Here is a 17435-nt window from a genome sequence, read left to right on the forward strand (position 1 = left end):
CCCCATGTATAAAAAGTAAAATATAAAAGAGACCTTCGCCTGCTAATTAGGCAAAGGTCTCGCTAAGCATAAGTTTATGCCAACAAAGCCGATGGAGGAACCCATTGCGCTTTGTTTCAGGATATACCTGACGCTACTCCCCTTTACGAGGATTCATATTGTCCCTCTAGGAAATACAAAGGAACGACACCCATCCCTACTATTTAATTATAGTTTTATACTCTACCTAAAAAAATAAGATAATTATTATTATCGTTACATTTTGAAACTTTTCTATTGAAAACGTTAACACGATTCAAAAATTCGTGGTAAACTGTCTAAATAAGAAACACATAAGGGGAATATATATGCAAAATATAACAAAAATCCTTGGTATCGCACCTTACGAAGAGTTAAGAAAATCAATGGAAAATGTAGGATCTACTTTCTCTAATATTTTGCTAAATACGTATACTGGTGATTTACAAGAAGGAAAAAATCTAGCCCTGGAGGTAATTCATAACGATTACGATATTGTCATATCAAGAGGAGGTACAGCTGAGTTAATTAGGAAGAATATATCTATACCGGTTATAGATGTTTCAATATCCGTATATGACATTCTAGGAGCAATCAAACTAGCAAATAACTACACTTCTAAATTTGCTATCGTAGGTTATTCAAGTATTACTGAAACGGCACATCTAATTTGTGACATATTAGACTATTCTGTGGAAATATATACGATAGATGATTCAAGTGATACGTTAAGTCTGCTAAAATCACTGAAAAACAAAGGGATTAAATTAGTTCTTTGTGATGCAATAACGAATAAACTAGCATTAAAAATTTCTTTAAATACGATCCTTATTACATCAGGCAGTGAAAGTATTAAACGTACATTCGAACAAGCAATAGAGTTAAATATGCATCTTCAAAAATTAAAACTACAAAACAACTTACTTACAGAAGCTATTGAAAATTTTAAAACGGACTGCTTAATTTTATCCAGTCAGTTTGAATTGATTTATTCAAGTTTAGATACAGAAATTAATGACTCAATCTATAATTATTTGCTTCATAAAAAAGATACTACTCCATTTAATGAATCACATACTTTTTATCATTCAGTAAACAACACTCTATATAACTTAAAAGTAAATAGTTCAAATAAGGCAAATGATGTTTTTTATATTGTAACTGTCCAAAAATCTGTAACACCTATCATGAATTCTAAATTCGGTGTTACCTATGAAGATAAGTCAGAAGTGGAACAACAATTAAATAATAACTTATATAAAAATCCTATTATCACAGATGTTATTAAGGATAAAATTAAACAAATGAATTCAAATAATTCTCCAATTATCTTACTAGGAGAAAGAGGCACAGGAAAATATACTGTCTCTCAAAGCGTATTCACCAGTCAAAATAATAACAATAATACAATGGTAACGATTAATTCTAACTTACTAAATGATACAATGTGGAAACATCTTTTAAACACTAGTAACGGCCCTTTCCTTGAAGTGGGTAATACCATCCAGTTTAATCACTTTGATAAAATTTCAAATGAAAACTTCGAAAAGTTAATGACTATTATTGAATCTACTAACTTACACGTAAATAATCGACTGATCTTTATTTGCGAAAAAACATCTGAAGGTATTACATCAGAATCCTATAAAGAATTAATGAATCGAATGAGTTCTATAAGTTTCCTTCTACCTACCTTAAGAGAAAGAAAAAATGAAATATCGGCTATATTAACGATGTTTTTAAATAAGGTAAATATTGAAAATAATACGGATATTATCGGGTACGAACCCAATGCTCTGGCTACTCTTTCGCAATATAATTGGCCAGGTAATTTCATACAATTAAAACATGTTCTAACCGAATTAGTTTACTTATCTAAATCGCTATATATAACTAGTAATAATGTCAATAGTGTTTTGGGTAAACAAAAAATTGTTGAAACTATTTCTTATTCAGAAGATGGAATGAATATTCCATTAAACAGCAGCAAAACATTACATGAATTTAGTTTGGATATAATCAAGCAAGTACTTGATCAACATAATGGCAACCAAACTTTAACAGCTGAGCAGCTTGGTATCAGTCGAACAACGTTATGGAGATATTTAAACAAATAAAAAGGGGTCAGTCCCCCATTGCGCGACACTCTTTCGACTAAATACCAGCTCGCAAATTCAAAAGAGTTTGATTATTGTCAAATCATGAGAACTCATGAGGTAGTCTTTTATCGTATACTTGACTATGGATAACCGATTACCTTAAGGGTGGAGAGGATTATGGTATGAGAGTGGTAACAAAGTTTAAAATTGATGCGCTGGAGATTATTAAGATCTACACTGGCAAAAGTTTAACCATTACAGTAGAAATCTTCACCGTTCCTGAAGGCTACAAAAGCTTTGCAACTAATTCCTACGAATGCCATGATTCTCTAACAGGAATCGGATTTCATAAAGGTAAAAAAGAGAGTGTCAAACTAGCCATCAATGATTTACGCCATTTGATGGCTGAGTATGAGGAAGAATAGTATACAGAATTGTTAAAACCATGCTGGATACAGCATGGTTTTTATAGCTTATTAGGTATACCAATACAGTATTTAATATCTGTTGCTTGTACAAACTAACATTATTCTAAATTTTGGAGGGAGTATTTGGATGGAAGACAATCACAAGGAAAATACCAAAATTGTTTCTAATGACGCAATAAAAGGGAAGCCCTATCTTGATATTGATCGTGTAATTACCGAGGGGAAATCTAGACATTCACAAAAAGAAAGATAATCTTAAAACGCCACAGGGGAGGTTAGAGTGGCAAACTGAACCCTCCCCTGGGCTCCTCTTCAGCGGCCTCTACCGTGCGTGACAAGAACGAAAATCGATTTACTCTTCTGTTTCAAAACGCTTATTTATTTTATGATAAAGATCCGTACCTTTAGGGATACTATATAGCTCCTTTTCTCCATCGAATTTTATTCCGATACCTCCACTCGGTTGTTTCCATATACGATAAGTACCTACGATATACTCGTTGCCACTTTCCTTTTTGATTATCTGCTTTTCCATGTTTAGATCTCCCTTAAATTGTTTTGTCAGTATTCTATCTAAATAGTAATTCTTTGACAGATTACTTACAAGTAATTGATTTAAACCACCATTGTCCCGAACCGATATCCTTTCAATCTATTAAATCAAATGTCGATAGCTGTCTTCTTTGGGTGGATTATGTTAATTAAATAAACTAGAATAATTCTGAATTTTTTGTTAAGTTAGAACTATCCACTACCATCAGGGGGGAATGAAGTGACAAAAGTATCAATCGTAATTGGGATTATTTTGGCCGTTTTAATAGGACTAAATTACGGAGGATTTGAATTAGTAGATATTGGGGCCGAACCTGAAAAAAAGCAAGAGAAAGTAGAAGCGAAAGCTGTTCAAGATAATAACAATAAGGAAAAAAAGAAAGTAGACAAGCAACAAACAGCCAAAATTGGCGGAATTCAATATGATATTGGGATTGATGATAGTAGTTCACAAGATGCTGTTATTGAAGTGATGCACAAAATGACACATCAAAAAGTGAAGGCGAAAGAAAAGTGGGGAGCCATTCCTATGATCCCCGATACGATTAATCAAGTTTATAACATTGTGGAGAACAGTGAGTTTGAACAAAAAGATGAATTGCTAGCCATTTTACGCAAATGGAAAAAGGGCACTTTTTCTGAAATCGATGATGACCACAACTTTTTCTGGACCTACCAAGGAGGGACGGTCGGCGAAGCTTATGGAATCATGAGCAAATCAGAAGAAGAAACTTTCATCCTAAATAACTTCAAAGAAGAAGATCTTGTAAGTGAATCCAACTCCCAACAATAATAGAAAAAAGGGTCAGTCCCCCACTACTTTAATGCAGTGGGGGACTGACCCTTCAGAGGTTAAGGAAGATTTAGTTGCCACGAAACTCCAAAACGGTCATTGACCCAACCAAACTTTTTGCTGAAGCCATAATTGTTTAATGGCATAAGCGCTTGTCCACCTTCCATAAGTTTCTCATAAAGATCGACAAGTTCTTCTTCATTACTACAAGTCACAAAGCTTGAGAAAGAAGGCGTAAAGGAGAATTGATGTTTGACAAAACTGTCAATACACATGAATTCTTGCCCTTTTAAAGTAAAGGTAGCCTGCATTACGGTGCCTTCTGGTCCTGCTTGATTAGCCCCATATCTGACAATGTTTGTAATTCGAGAATCCTCAAAAATGGAAATATAAAAATTCATCGCTTCTTCTGCGTTGCTATCTTGAAACATTAAAAACGGTGTTATTTTTTCCACTTATATCCTCCTCATTTATGTACTAAATTAATTATAATTGATTTTCTTGTGGAACTAAACGTCCCTCTTTGAAAAGAGTAACCTTCCACTAAATTAAAAAAATACTTAAATCATTTTTTGTACTCAATTAACCAGCAGAGTAACCAGCGAAGATAAAATAACCGGAGTTTTTCCGGTTATACAAAGCAAAATCCCTCATTTTCACACTTTTCGAGTCAATAGGCGGAATTTCTCCGCTTATTAAAGCTATTTTTAATTACTAATTAAGCGGAAATTCTCCGTCTATTTATCAGATCGGGTGCTTAACCTGATCCCCCACCCACCGATAAGAACGGGTCCTCGTGCAGTGGGGGTCAGACCCCCACTTTCGGAAACCGAATCGTAACTGTTGTCCCGTTACCTTTTATGCTATCAAAGTCGATGGTTCCTTTATACTTTGTAGCAATGTTAAAGCAAATCATCATCCCCAGGCCAGTTCCTTTACTTTTTAACGAGTAAAATGGAGTACCAAGTGAATCCATTTCTTCTTTGGACATCCCTTGTCCACTATCAATTACTTTAATTTCAACCAACTGCCTTTTACTTTCAGCGGTAACTACAACAGAATCACCAACGTTTGATGCTTCAATGGCATTTTTAATAATATTAATTAATAGCTGTTTAAATTCAATTATATTCGCAGCGATATAACAATCATCAACCATACTTAGCACAATCTTATTATCATGGAGGAGACCATAAGTGTTGAGTAGATCCGTTACACTTTGAAGAACAGACTTTACATTTACTAGTTCAGTTTCAGTGTCTTTATCGGGCTTGGCAATGGATAAAAATTGAGAAATTACCTGTTCTGCCGTGTTTAATTCATTAATCATTAACGAGAAATGCCGCTTACTATTTTCATTATATGTATTATCCTTCTCATATAACTGTAGGAAGCCTTTAACCACTGTTAATGGATTTCTAATCTCATGTGCCACAGCAGCCGCCATCTGTCCAGTTGTTTTCAGACGTTCTGAGTGTTTAATTTGCTCATAATAGAGCTGCTGTTTCTTCAACCGTCCATACGATAAGTAAAAAATAAAATAAAGAATGGCCTGGCTTCCTAAAAAGTTAATAATATTTCCGATTAAATCTTCTCTTATATACGGATAAAGCTCCCCTCGATCAACTATAGCAATATAGCTAAAAAGAAGTATGATGGAGAAAGTATTTAATAGTAAGGAAAGATGAAAAAGTTTTGTATCAAAAAATAAAATTGAAATGGCAGGAATAAAGCATAAAAATATAAAGTTAGACCATGTATTCGGATATAAATAGAAGATGGTATAAAAGTAAGTAGAGGCTACGATGATGATAATTATTCTAAGAAAATGTGACTTATATATAGGGTAAATTAATAAACAAATAGAAAAAAGGAACACTAAAACACCATGCGTAATATAGCCTGGTCCAAGATGATGAAGAAGTGGATTACCTACAAACAGCCCAAGTAGCATAAGTGCAATCGCCACTAATACTGTGCTGTAATATATCTTTTGGTTAATTTGAATATTTTTGTACTTCATACTTTTCCCTTCTGCTGAAAGCCCAAGCTTTTTTTGTATCAAACCACCTATATTTTATCACATATACTTTGTAGAAATGAGTATCACCATTGTTGGAAAACAAAAAATCTGGCTATATAGCCGGGTCTTAAACTCTTCCTTTTCCCTAGCCTTGATATACAGCATATTTCCGCACCAATCTCTTCGATTTTTCACCCCTATGAATTCCTTCCTTATTTCATTTAACTTCATTGGTTTATCATACTTTATGGTAAATAGATATTAACCAAAATATGGTTCTAGTTTAATTGGTTATCAAATATATTGTTAATCGGGTTTTTATCAAGTCCTACAACTTTTAATCTCTCTGTAGTTAAAGAAATATTGTGTCATTCTAAGGATTACTAATAATTCATTGGTTTGTTGGATGATAAATGCCTAAACATTGTTTATCTCAGGAGGAATCACATGTCTACAACTCTAGGAACACAATTTATCCCAGTTGCTCTACAATCCTTTTCAATTAGTTCTAACAGCATCACTTCAGCCTCAACTTCAAGCCAGGACCGATTACAGTATCACAAAGCAGTTCTAGAATCCGTGGGAATTACTTCCCTATCATCCCTTGGAACACTTAATTTATCAGGTAATTTAATACCTCAAGCAGGGCTTACAAAGCCTGACCCTAATTTAGCGGCTACGACCACACAGGCATACTTCCAGTCGGCGTATAAAGTAACGAACACGGCAACCACACCCGTACTTCAACCTGTTGGAGGCCAGGCCACTATTTTGAAAGCAACCCCATTACCATCTAGAACAGTAACTGCTGCCTCCGTACCGGGTATTACCACACAGATTAATGTAGATACCGCTTATTGGGTAGCAACAGAAATTAATTTACAGGACAATACAACAGTGGTCCTAAAGCAACCTCAGCGTTATCTTATTTTAATTGCTGAAAAAATTACAGTTGGCCAAAATGTTACGTTTACATGGGAAAGGCCAAGTAAATCCAGTCCCGCTAAACTTGGGAAACCAGGAACACCACCTCAAGTATCAACTTCGACTACACTAGTAGGCATTACAGGGACAAATGGTAAACATGGTGACAAAGGCGGCAGAGGCCCCGATGGAAATAGTGCACCTGAATTAGAACTATGGGTTCTTGATATGATTGGACGTCCTGCTTTTGATTTAAGGGGGCAGGATGGAACCACCGGTGGTTCTGGTCAGGACGGCGGGAATGGCGGCCAAGGAGGAAAAGGAAAACCTGCCCAATTAGACTGGTCAGGATTCTGTAAGTCAGGGGCAGGTGCTGGCGGCAACGGAGGAACTGGAGGAAATGCAGGTCCGGGCGGAGATGGCGGCAATGGCGGATACGGTGGAAAGCTTTCTTTTTATGCCCCTCAGAACGTGATCAATCAATATCTTCAAGGCTTTTACATAACCGTGGATGGCGGCCGCGGTGGAGCTGGAGGGCAGCCTGGTTATCCCGGTTCAGGCGGCCCTGGAGGACCTGTTGGAAATTCTCTTAAAGCAAATTTTGGAGCCGTTTGTGGACCTGGACCAAGAACTGCTGGATCAAGAGGGCCTGATGGTGCTTACTCCGGTCAGGGTGCCAGCGGGTACGATGGCGGCAAACTTCCGGAACCAATCAGTATGCGTTCCATCGATCCTGATGATTTTCGGAGAAAACTTCTAGAACCGGCAATTTTTGAAGCTACTCCTGCCTATGCCTATGCAGCGGAAACCGTAACATTAAAAGGCAAACGTTTTACGAAATCGGATGTAGTGCTAATCGATGGTTCACCTGTGCCAACAAACGTTTACAGTGATACTTCCCTGCAATTTTCGGCTCCTTTTATAAGAGGGGGGCAGCACACACTTCAGGTAAAACAGGCGGATGGAACATTATCCAATAAAGCCTCTTTGTATATTAAGCCCAAGGTCGACTCTGCTCAGCAAGATAATAAAGAAAATGAACATATGCGAGTCAAGCCAGGGCAAAAGGTAACATTAATAGGTAGTGGATTTTCAGAAAATGCCATTGTTCGGATCAATGATCACGATATGCCGGATGTTACTTTGTTAAGCCCGACCCAGCTAGAGTTCACATTGATTCGACCATCTACAATAGAAGAAAACCCATCAGGTGAGCATGCGGTAGCGCGAGTGATTTTATCAGATGGAACGCCATCTAATACCCTCAACTTAGTATTGGATACCTTTCATATGCTTGTCATTGGTGATTCAGTATCTTGGGGTCAAGGGTTACCAGAACATGAAAAGCACTATTCCCTTGTCGGCAATGCCGTCAAAGCCCGAAATGGAAATATCGGATACTATACCCAAGTGCTTGCACATTCTGGGGCAACGATTGGAGTAGATGATCATACAAACACTCCAGCAGTAGATGGAGAAGTGCCTGTTTCTTATCCGACCATCCTACAGCAGTGCGATCTATTTGTCGGGGAACAATCTGAGGTAGATCTTATCATTATGGATGGAGGAATCAATGATGTTAATATGCGAACCGTCCTGAATCCTTTTATTAATGATGATTTGAGCACCCTTCATCGGACTCACTTTCTTAAAAATAGTAAAACTTTATTTACTAAAGTGGCAACTACCTTTCCAAATGCCAAGGTAATTGTAACTGGATACTATCCCCCTGTTTCTGAACACAGTGATTTAAGCGCTGTAGAAGTCTTACTTGTCGCTTTAGGAATTGCAACTGAGGGGCTACCTGGCGGTGTTGTTGCTGGATTTTTAACTGAACATCACCTACAGATCATCCATGCTAGAAGCCTGCAGCTGGCTACCGAGTCAAAATTGTTTCTCCAGCAGGCTGTTGATGAAACAAATGCTGCCTTGACTGGCGAAAAACGTTTTTTCTTTGCCGATCCAAATATTGGTGTTGAACACTCTGCACTTACCAATGATCCTTATTTATTCGGGATTAATTTGGATATGTCCCCACAAGATTTTATCGCTGCTGATCGGCTGGCCTCTTGCACAGAAGCTGGCTGTACGGGAATAGACTTTGAAATCTGCAAACGAGCTTCAATGGGTCATCCTAACAATAAAGGGGCAATTGCATACGCAAATGCTATCTATCCGTTTTTATAAGTAAGAAAAGACGAATCCACACGGATTCGTCTTTTTGTATGATTGGTCAATAAGAAAATAGCCTATTGCAAAAAGAACACCAACAATACGGTTCCTGATACAAGTCTGATTTTCATTTTGTCTATGAAATGACCATTTTCATTACCAATATTTGCACATTCGTTATTTAAGGTTCTTCGGTAATTTGGACGCTGCTGATCCTACCTGTTTTTCAGGTTTTTTAGCTTTTAGGCCGGATGCCCAAGATACTTTAGACTCATACCTCTGACTTTGTTCCTTGTTGACTAGGTTTTGTAAACGATCTTTATTCTTTTCAAGGGAATCCTCTAGTGATTGCAGGCGTCGGGTAGGGAAGGAAAAGCCCGCTAGAATGGTTGTTATAGTAGCGTCGGTTTCTGAGAAATATGTCCCTTCGAATAATTGTAAAGGTTCTCCAACCCTTTCAAAGATAGATGGTACATTAATTAGCTTAGACATACTCTCTGGCCCTTCGTAGATTAAACCAGCTCGAATGACGCCTGCTGATTCAACAGGACAGAATATGGAGTTAAGCCAAGATTGGTGAATTTCTCTAGATACGTCAGCCGATGTCTTAGCGTCTGTGATCGTGGCAGAAGATATGATCGTTACTCCTCTTGTGTTAAGAATATTCATTAGGTCCGACTCATCAAAGTTACCATAAAAAGAACTTTTATGCGTGACTCGCAGGACACTGTTAATTGCTTCCATGACTTGTTGATTAGAAGAAAGATAGATCAGATGTTTACTGGATTGTGGGTTAAGCTTACGCATCTGATCATTATCTACAAGGAATACAGAAGAGATGGCTTCGATTTTGGAAACCTCTTCAATACATTCAGAAGCATTGATTCGGTTTCCAGCTAACACGTTTCGCTCAGGTAAAATAGCAATAGCACCAATGTTGACGCCAGGCAGATGGTCTAATAACATCTCAATTAATAAAGGACTCATACCTGATCCAGTACCGCCATCGGTAGAGAAGGCTACCAATAACAGCCTTATGTTATTAAAGGACCCCTTTACAAAGTTAATCAACTCTCGATAATTTTCTTTAACTGCTCTTAATCCTAATGATCTATCTTGACCAGCACCATTATAACCAGGGACAAAATACTTCTTTTCTACCCTCGTGTTTACTATCCCATCACGTTGGTTAGTATTGATTAGGGCTGTTTGAAAGCCCATGGTTGTTGCTATCTCAGCTATATTACCGCCTGCTTGACCTACACCCAAGATTCCAATTGATTTCACCAGATCGCCTCCTTCTCTTAATATGATAATACTCAATTTTTATGAATTTAGACTTTTTCATTTTAAAAATGGTTTTAAATTTGGTTAGTGAGGACCATGATACCTGTCCCTAGGGTCTTGGCCACTTCACTAACCGGCGCCTGTCCTTTTCGAGAGGCTGATGTAGATAAAACACCTCCTTATCTAAATCAAAATTAAGATAAAGAAGAGCCGGCCCACTTTTTGCTGGCCAGCTCTTTTGGTAGTTGGAAATCATTTTCCAAAAATTGTTTAATTAGGTGGAGTTTTCGTTTAATTGTGCAGTAGGTTTGTTTAATTATTCTGTAGGTTTGTTTAAAAATCTCGATTTTTGTTAAATAAGTAAGGAATTTTGTTAAATCGGCCTTTTTCTAAAAGAAATAGCGCTATTTTCTGGTTTCCGTCCTATTTTAGTGCATCCCACTACACATGCCTCATGTCTAAGCCCGGCGCATATATGCACGTACTGTGATAGGTGCAAAAATCAATACAATGACAGCAGCCCCAATGAGGGAGATGCCGACATCCATACCAATGGTTCCAGAATTGGCAAGCTCTCTGACAGCTGTCACAAGATGCGAAACTGGGTTAAACTTCACGAACCACTGAAGCCAATTAGGCATGGTCTCAACTGGAACAAAAGCGTTAGAAAGGAACGTAAGTGGGAACAGCACGAGCATCGAGATTCCTTGTACGCTTGAAGCCGTACGTGCGATCACGCCGAAGAAGGCGAAAATCCAGCTAATTGCCCAAGAGCACACAATCACAAGTAGGCCAGCGATGGCGACATAACCTAGACCACCGTCAGGTCTATACCCCATAATGTATCCCATAACAAAAGTAAGCACAGTAGCAATGGTATACCGAATGTTATCTGCCAGCAATGCGCCTGCTAACGGAGCAATACGAGCAATCGGCAAGGACTTAAATCGATCAAACACACCTTTATCCATGTCCTCACGCAGTTGGACGCCAGTGACAATGGAGGTTGAAATCACCGTTTGAACGAGGATACCGGGAATAATGACGGGTAAATAGTTCTGTACATTCCCAGAGATAGCCCCGCCGAAAATGTAAGTAAACATCAGCGTGAAAATAATTGGCTGGAGCGTAACATCAAACAATTGTTCAGGAGTGCGGCGAATTTTCAACAACCCACGATAGGCCATGGTAAACGAGTTACGGACTGCCTGACCAAAGCTCGTGTTATTTTTTAATTGGCGGCCAGAAAACGACTTCGTATGGTTCCTCATATTCCTACCTCCGCTGCTTCTCCCGATTTACTAGGCAATTTTGATGGGTCCTCTACCCCATGACTAGTAATGTTCAGAAAAACTTCATCGAGTGTCGGTTTTTGCACACTCAACTCAGCCAATTGGATTCCAGACTCACGGAAGGCGATAAGTAAGTCCGTCACTTTGTTGGCATCTGCCATTGGTGCAATAATCTTCACACCTTCTGACGACACACTGGACTTAACTTTGAGTACCTGTTCAACCGCTTGACGAGCGTTCTCCATATCTTTTGTATCTTCTAATCTCAAATGTAACGATGAGTTCCCAACTGACGCTTTCAATTCGTCCACAGTTCCCTCTGCAACAACTTTGCCATGATCGATAACCGCTATCCGATCTGCAAGTTCATCTGCCTCTTGCAAGTACTGTGTCGTTAACAATACCGTTGAGCCCATCTTTACCAATCGGCGGATGGTCTCCCACATTTGATTACGTGTGCGTGGATCCAGTCCAGTCGTCGGCTCATCCAAAAAGATAAGCGGCGGCTGTGTAATAAGACTAGCCGCTAAATCTAATCGGCGGCGCATACCACCAGAGAAATTTTTCAAAGGACGTTTGGCAGCTTCTGTTAATCCAAATTCCTCTAACAACTCGTTTGCCTTACGCTTTGATTCTGCACGTCCTAGTCCTAACAGTCGAGAAAAGATGACCAAATTCTCCGTAGCACTAAGTGACTCGTCTACCGATGCGTACTGGCCAGTCACTCCAATGAGTTGACGTACAATTTGTGCCTCTTTCACTACATCGTGCCCAAAGATTCTTGCTGAACCCTCATCGGCTCGTAAAAGTGTCGCCAGCATTCTGATAGTGGTCGTTTTCCCCGCTCCATTGGGACCAAGCACACCGTAGATCGTACCGGCACGTACGTTCAAATCTACCCCATCAACAGCACAATTGTCTCCAAATGTTTTAACAAGTCCACGCGCTTCAACCGCCCAATCTCCATTTTCCGGAAATGCGATTTTTCTATTTATATCATTCATTTCATTCCCTCCCCCTATAAATGAATACATATGAGAGTACCAAATATTTGTGAATTCAAGATGAACGATTAACTAAAGAGATGGTTTAATGCTTTAAACTTTAGTCGAGTGGGGGTCTGACCCCACTATCTTATTTTTAAAATTATTTTCCCTTTAGCTCTTCCTGACTCTGCATATTCCATCGCCTTTTGAGCTTCATGAAAAGGAAAAACTTTATCAATGACAGGTTTGATGTTACCAGACTCAATAAAGTTTCCTATAATACGTAATTGATCTCCACTTGGCTTCATGAACAAAAACGAGTATTGAACATGATGCTTTTTTTCAAGTGCAGTAAGATTATGACTCGCCGCAGAAAACAACAACGTTTTAAAAAATCCTGAACCAAATTCTTTACCAAAACGAGCATTTGGTAATCCCGAAACGGAAACAATTTTTCCTCCGTCTTTTATCACTTCGAATGATTTTTCGAGTGTTTTGCCTCCTAGTGTATCAAATACGGCATCATAATTTTTCAGGATATCTTCAAATTTTTCTGTCTTGTAATTTATAATTTCATCTGTACCAAGTGATTTTACTAAATTCATACCCGCTTCACTGGCAGTGGTTGCAACAGTTGCCCCCATTAATTTGGCCAGTTGAATCGCAAAGGTACCGACACCACCAGCCCCTGCATGAATCAAAATCTTTTGTCCTTTTTGTAATTGCAGGATGTCGTGTAAGGCCTGATAGGAGGTTAATCCAACCAATGGGATCGATGCTGCTTCCTCAAAACTCAAATTTTTAGGTTTTAAGGCGATGTCATCTTCATGAATAGCGATATATTCCGCAAACGTACCGATGTTACTCTTACGTGGACGTGCATATATTTCATCCCCCACTTTAAAACGAGTCACTTTTGCGCCAACCTTTACCACGACACCAGAAAAGTCATTGCCAAGGATAAGAGGCATTTTATACTTAACTAACAATTTCACTTTCCCATCGCGGATCTTAAAATCAACAGGATTAATACTAGCTGCATGAATTTCTGCGAGTACCTCATATTCTCCAATTTCAGGCGTGGGCATCTCTGCCAAACGCATTGGGACTTTCCCATACCGATCAATAACCATTGCTCTCATTGGCTATACCTCCGAAAAATGTATGTTTATCTTCCATCATTTCAATAAAAATTTTGCATGAACTTTTCAATATCCAACACTAGTTTTTTTAATAAACCTAATTCTGTACGCACGTTAATATAGTAAAAATTTTTTGTCCCTTCTTTGCGCATTAAAATGACACCGGCATCTCGTAAAACCTTCAAATGATGGGACACCGCAGGTCGAGAAAGATGTGTTTGTTCTGTGATTTCACCTACACGAAGTCCTGTTTGACAATCCGTTCCCATTAAAACTAACAAGATCGATTGACGTGTTTCATCACCAATTGCCAATAGTACTTTTTGAGAATTAATAAAATCCTCTTTGATCATATTTAGTTGGTCCTGTTTATTCATTCAGTAAAATACCTCCAACGATCAGTTTAATGGTTTAATTTGATGAACCATATAGCCGAATACAACAATATACTATTGTTATGTTAGGTGCAATATTGAGAAAGCAAATCGAGACGAATACATCTTTGAAGTGGAGCATCATAAACTCGCACCATATTAACTAATCTTTTCAGTGACAACCATCGACCATCTTCCACAAGTTTCCCATCTAATCAAACGTTTGATTAGTTTCACTTGAGCCATTGATGAATCTAGCTTAGTCCGCCATTATGCAAAAATAAATTGGTGAAACATGCACGAAAAATAGGAGAAAGATGTCGTTTATGCCGTTATCGTCACCATCCGACACTCTTTCGACTAAATACCATATAGGCTATACTATTCAAACGTTTGGTTAAAACTTCTGCAAGTACTGCTGTGTATGAATTCCTGCAGCAAAGTAGACAAGAAAAATGTCGAAGAGCATCTATTAATTTCGCAGGAAATAACCCATCTTTCAACAAGAACAGATGGTTATTGCACCAATTGTAAATTTACTAACGTATCTTGTTTGATATAATGACTTTACATCTATAAGAATAGGAGTTTATACAACCATGAAACTTAAACATGCAAAAGTACAAAATCTTGATCTAGAAAAGTCTACATTTAACGTCCTGCTAACGTTTGCTGATAATAATCAGGCTATGTTATTTTGCCGTGAAGAAGGTGAAAATATCAACGCCTATAACATTGGAATTATGAAAGGTACTTGCCCCTGTTGCTTGAAACCTAACTGTCCAAGTCTGTTTGCAAAGCGTCATGAACTACTTAATGAAGCAAAAAAACTCACTGATTTCCCAGCGGAAATTAGTACAGCTAGAGTGTTAATTAATAGCTAATTACCTAGTCAACACAAGCAAGCTAGTTTCTTTCGGTTTAATAGAATGGAAGCTATTGTCCTGGCTGGAATGAAATGATCGAAAAATAACAAGGAATAAGCCTGAATCTAAGATTTTTTCGTAATCTTAAAATTCAGGCTTATTTGTTGGTTTATTCTTTTTATGTCCTACCATTGCTGCATTGTAAAAGGAGGATAGTTAATTACTTGACTACATATCTCCAAATATAATAAATTGCTTATCTATTGTTTTTTCATTAATAAGTCCAACTGACAATGATTAATTCATCACTTTCCAAAATTCTTCAGACACTACTTGATAACCTGCGAGACTCAAGTGAATGTTCAATGGATTTGGAAGGTAATCTGCAAAATTTGCTACATTAATAACTTGTGCAGTTGGTACAAATGTATCACCATTCTGTACAGCTTGAGCTTGAATCTGTCCATTAAATGCTAGTAATAATTGTTCTAACTGCGCTTTTTGCTGCACGTCAGTTACATATGGGAATGGGTTATAATACCCCATCACATATACCTTCACATTTGGATTCAATTGATCGATTGCGCTTAAAATTGCATTCAAATTTGCAGTAATTTTTCCAATTTCTGTTGGTGCTTGAGCTGGATTTGCTTGAATGGCAGGTAGGACTGCAAGCAGATCATTCGCACCAATATCAATAGTTAAATGCGTTGCTTCTTTTATTTCTTTTTGGACGTTTGCTTTACTAAAATCAGCTATAACATCATCTGTTTTATATCCAGAAACACCAAAGTTATCAAAATCTAGTAACTGATAGGATTTTGTAAACTTCTCTGAAATATAATTTGGGTATCCCCAATCTAAATCTACTCCGTCGACCGGAATTCTATCTATTCCATAAGGTGTCATACCGGCCGCTAAGGAATCACCTAAAGCAACATATTGAACTTGAATTCGTGCTCCATCAGCACCTAATTTATAGCCATCCACTGTTGTATTGGCTGCCATTACCCCATCTTTATTGAAATAATACCATTTGACACTGATTTGCTTCCAGCCTGTTACCCTTGACCCGTCGGTATTGAGGTAGTACCTTTTCCCTGATAAATCTAACCAACCGGTTTTCATCACACCAGTGCTGTCAAGATAATACCATTTTCCACTTACTAAAACCCAACCAGTTTTCATCACACCTGAGCCATCAAGGTAATATTTCTTGCCACTTACTGTAATCCAGCCGGTTTTCATTACACCTGAGCCATCAAGGTAATATTTTTTACCGCTTACTGTGATCCAGCCTTTTTTCATTACACCTGAACTATCAAGGTAATATTTTTTGCCACTTACTGTGATCCAGCCTTTTTTCATCACACCTGATTTATCAAGGTAATATTTTTTACCGCTTACTGTAATCCAGCCGGTTTTCATTACACCTGACTTATCAAGATAATACTTTTTACCACTTACTGTGATCCAGCCTTTTTTCATTACACCTGAACTATCAAGGTAATATTTTTTGCCACTTACTGTGATCCAGCCTTTTTTCATCACACCTGATTTATCAAGGTAATATTTTTTACCGCTTACTGTAATCCAGCCGGTTTTCATTACACCTGACTTATCAAGATAATACTTTTTACCACTTACTGTGATCCAGCCGGTTTTCATTACACCTGACTTAGTAAGGTAATACTTTTTGCCTTTAACTGTGATCCAGCCTTTTTTCATCACACCATTTTTGTCTAAATAATACTTAGAACCTTTATATGTAAGCCATCCAATCTTCATTACACCGTTTTTGTCAAAGTAATAACGTTTACTATCAATGGTCTTCCAGCCTTTTTGTTTCACACCTTTAACATAGTAATATCGTTTTCCATTCGTTTTTTTCCAACCGCTCTTTTTTACGCTTATGGTCTTTACTTTTGAACTTTCCTTTGGGCTTTCACTTGGACTTTTACCACCGGGATAATGATATTCCCCGTAGGAAAGTCCCCATTTTTCACAGTTTGTCCAACAATAATGTCCCCCATTAGAGTCCGTTCTACCTGGATGCGCATAAGCAGATAAAGGGATTGATAACATCATCAGAGTACAAATAGTAGCGAAGAGTGATTTCTTCATAGTATTCCCCCCTAAAAATAACTTTTTCACTTTTGCAACAATGTAAATTATTGTATTAATAGTATAGTATACAAGTACTGTTATTAGAAGAAGTTTTATAGATAAATAGTATGAAAACCTTCTTAATTAAGAAGGTTTCAGAATGTAGATAAAAGGCATTCGAATGCCTTTTTATTTTTTTTTGCTCGTAACCGCATCACAGAGCGGGGATCTGACTCCACTGGCCATGCAAGGACCAACCATCCTTAACCATTTTTCAGCAAATTTCCCTATCAATTAAACGTTTGATTAAAACATCTTCATCCCTTGGTACATATACCTCAATCTCATATGAGTAAAAAGTAACTTGTAGAAA

Annotated in this window: 15 protein-coding genes; 6 read left to right on the forward strand and 9 right to left on the reverse strand. The window is 37.8% G+C overall.

Going from position 1 to position 17435, the window contains the following annotated elements:
- The first annotated feature begins 347 nt into the window (after nt 1-347).
- The 3 genes from QNH17_RS27635 (at nt 348) to QNH17_RS27645 (ending at nt 2798) form a co-directional block, all read left to right on the forward strand.
- A complete protein-coding gene (locus QNH17_RS27635; protein WP_283876526.1) occupies nt 348-2135 on the forward strand; it encodes a sigma-54-dependent transcriptional regulator in 1788 nt (595 codons plus the stop codon).
- 164 nt (nt 2136-2299) lie between these two features.
- Entirely contained in the window at nt 2300-2542 is a 243-nt protein-coding gene (locus tag QNH17_RS27640; protein WP_283876527.1) for a hypothetical protein, read from the forward strand.
- Between the two features lie 130 nt (nt 2543-2672).
- Nucleotides 2673-2798: a hypothetical protein gene (locus QNH17_RS27645; protein WP_283876528.1), complete on the forward strand. Its 126-nt coding sequence runs from the start codon at nt 2673-2675 to the stop codon at nt 2796-2798.
- A gap of 99 nt (nt 2799-2897) precedes the next feature.
- On the opposite strand, the gene QNH17_RS27650 is transcribed toward QNH17_RS27645, so the two are convergent.
- On the reverse strand, nt 2898-3080 hold the full coding sequence (locus QNH17_RS27650; protein ID WP_144555993.1) for a hypothetical protein: 183 nt from the start codon (nt 3078-3080) through the stop codon (nt 2898-2900).
- A gap of 237 nt (nt 3081-3317) precedes the next feature.
- On the opposite strand from QNH17_RS27650, the gene QNH17_RS27655 reads away from it, so the two are divergent.
- Nucleotides 3318-3890, forward strand: a complete 573-nt coding sequence (locus QNH17_RS27655) for a DUF6241 domain-containing protein (RefSeq protein WP_283876529.1) — start codon at nt 3318-3320, stop codon at nt 3888-3890.
- Nucleotides 3891-3949: 59 nt separating this feature from the next.
- Here QNH17_RS27655 and QNH17_RS27660 read toward each other — a convergent pair whose 3' ends face one another.
- A complete protein-coding gene (locus QNH17_RS27660) occupies nt 3950-4345 on the reverse strand; it encodes a VOC family protein (RefSeq protein WP_283876530.1) in 396 nt (131 codons plus the stop codon).
- A gap of 353 nt (nt 4346-4698) precedes the next feature.
- Nucleotides 4699-5913: a sensor histidine kinase gene (locus QNH17_RS27665; RefSeq protein ID WP_283876531.1), complete on the reverse strand. Its 1215-nt coding sequence runs from the start codon at nt 5911-5913 to the stop codon at nt 4699-4701.
- Between the two features lie 447 nt (nt 5914-6360).
- Here QNH17_RS27665 and QNH17_RS27670 point away from each other — a divergent pair, with 447 nt between their 5' ends.
- Nucleotides 6361-9024, forward strand: a complete 2664-nt coding sequence (locus QNH17_RS27670; protein WP_283876532.1) for an SGNH/GDSL hydrolase family protein — start codon at nt 6361-6363, stop codon at nt 9022-9024.
- 162 nt (nt 9025-9186) lie between these two features.
- On the opposite strand, the gene QNH17_RS27675 is transcribed toward QNH17_RS27670, so the two are convergent.
- The 5 genes from QNH17_RS27675 to QNH17_RS27695 all read right to left on the reverse strand — a co-directional run bounded on the left by QNH17_RS27675 (nt 9187) and on the right by QNH17_RS27695 (nt 14093).
- Nucleotides 9187-10296: an FtsZ/tubulin family protein gene (locus QNH17_RS27675; RefSeq protein WP_283876533.1), complete on the reverse strand. Its 1110-nt coding sequence runs from the start codon at nt 10294-10296 to the stop codon at nt 9187-9189.
- Between the two features lie 458 nt (nt 10297-10754).
- Nucleotides 10755-11567 carry an ABC transporter permease gene (locus QNH17_RS27680; protein ID WP_283876534.1) on the reverse strand — a complete coding sequence of 271 codons (813 nt, stop codon included), beginning with the start codon at nt 11565-11567 and terminating at the stop codon, nt 10755-10757.
- Nucleotides 11564-12592: an ATP-binding cassette domain-containing protein gene (locus QNH17_RS27685; protein WP_283876535.1), complete on the reverse strand. Its 1029-nt coding sequence runs from the start codon at nt 12590-12592 to the stop codon at nt 11564-11566. Before QNH17_RS27685 ends, QNH17_RS27680 begins: the two co-directional genes overlap by 4 nt.
- Before the next feature lie 125 nt (nt 12593-12717).
- A complete protein-coding gene (locus tag QNH17_RS27690) occupies nt 12718-13716 on the reverse strand; it encodes an NADP-dependent oxidoreductase (protein WP_283876536.1) in 999 nt (332 codons plus the stop codon).
- 41 nt (nt 13717-13757) lie between these two features.
- On the reverse strand, nt 13758-14093 hold the full coding sequence (locus tag QNH17_RS27695; RefSeq protein ID WP_283876537.1) for an ArsR/SmtB family transcription factor: 336 nt from the start codon (nt 14091-14093) through the stop codon (nt 13758-13760).
- A 596-nt stretch (nt 14094-14689) separates the two neighbouring features.
- Here QNH17_RS27695 and QNH17_RS27700 point away from each other — a divergent pair.
- Nucleotides 14690-14974 (forward strand): hypothetical protein, encoded by a 285-nt coding sequence (locus QNH17_RS27700; protein ID WP_283876538.1) that lies wholly within the window; start codon nt 14690-14692, stop codon nt 14972-14974.
- Between the two features lie 279 nt (nt 14975-15253).
- Here QNH17_RS27700 and QNH17_RS27705 read toward each other — a convergent pair whose 3' ends face one another.
- Nucleotides 15254-17080: a GDSL-type esterase/lipase family protein gene (locus QNH17_RS27705; protein ID WP_283876539.1), complete on the reverse strand. Its 1827-nt coding sequence runs from the start codon at nt 17078-17080 to the stop codon at nt 15254-15256.
- Nucleotides 17081-17435: the final 355 nt, after the last annotated feature.

This window comes from Neobacillus sp. SuZ13, from assembly GCF_030123365.1.
Lineage (GTDB): Bacteria > Bacillota > Bacilli > Bacillales > Cytobacillaceae > Neobacillus.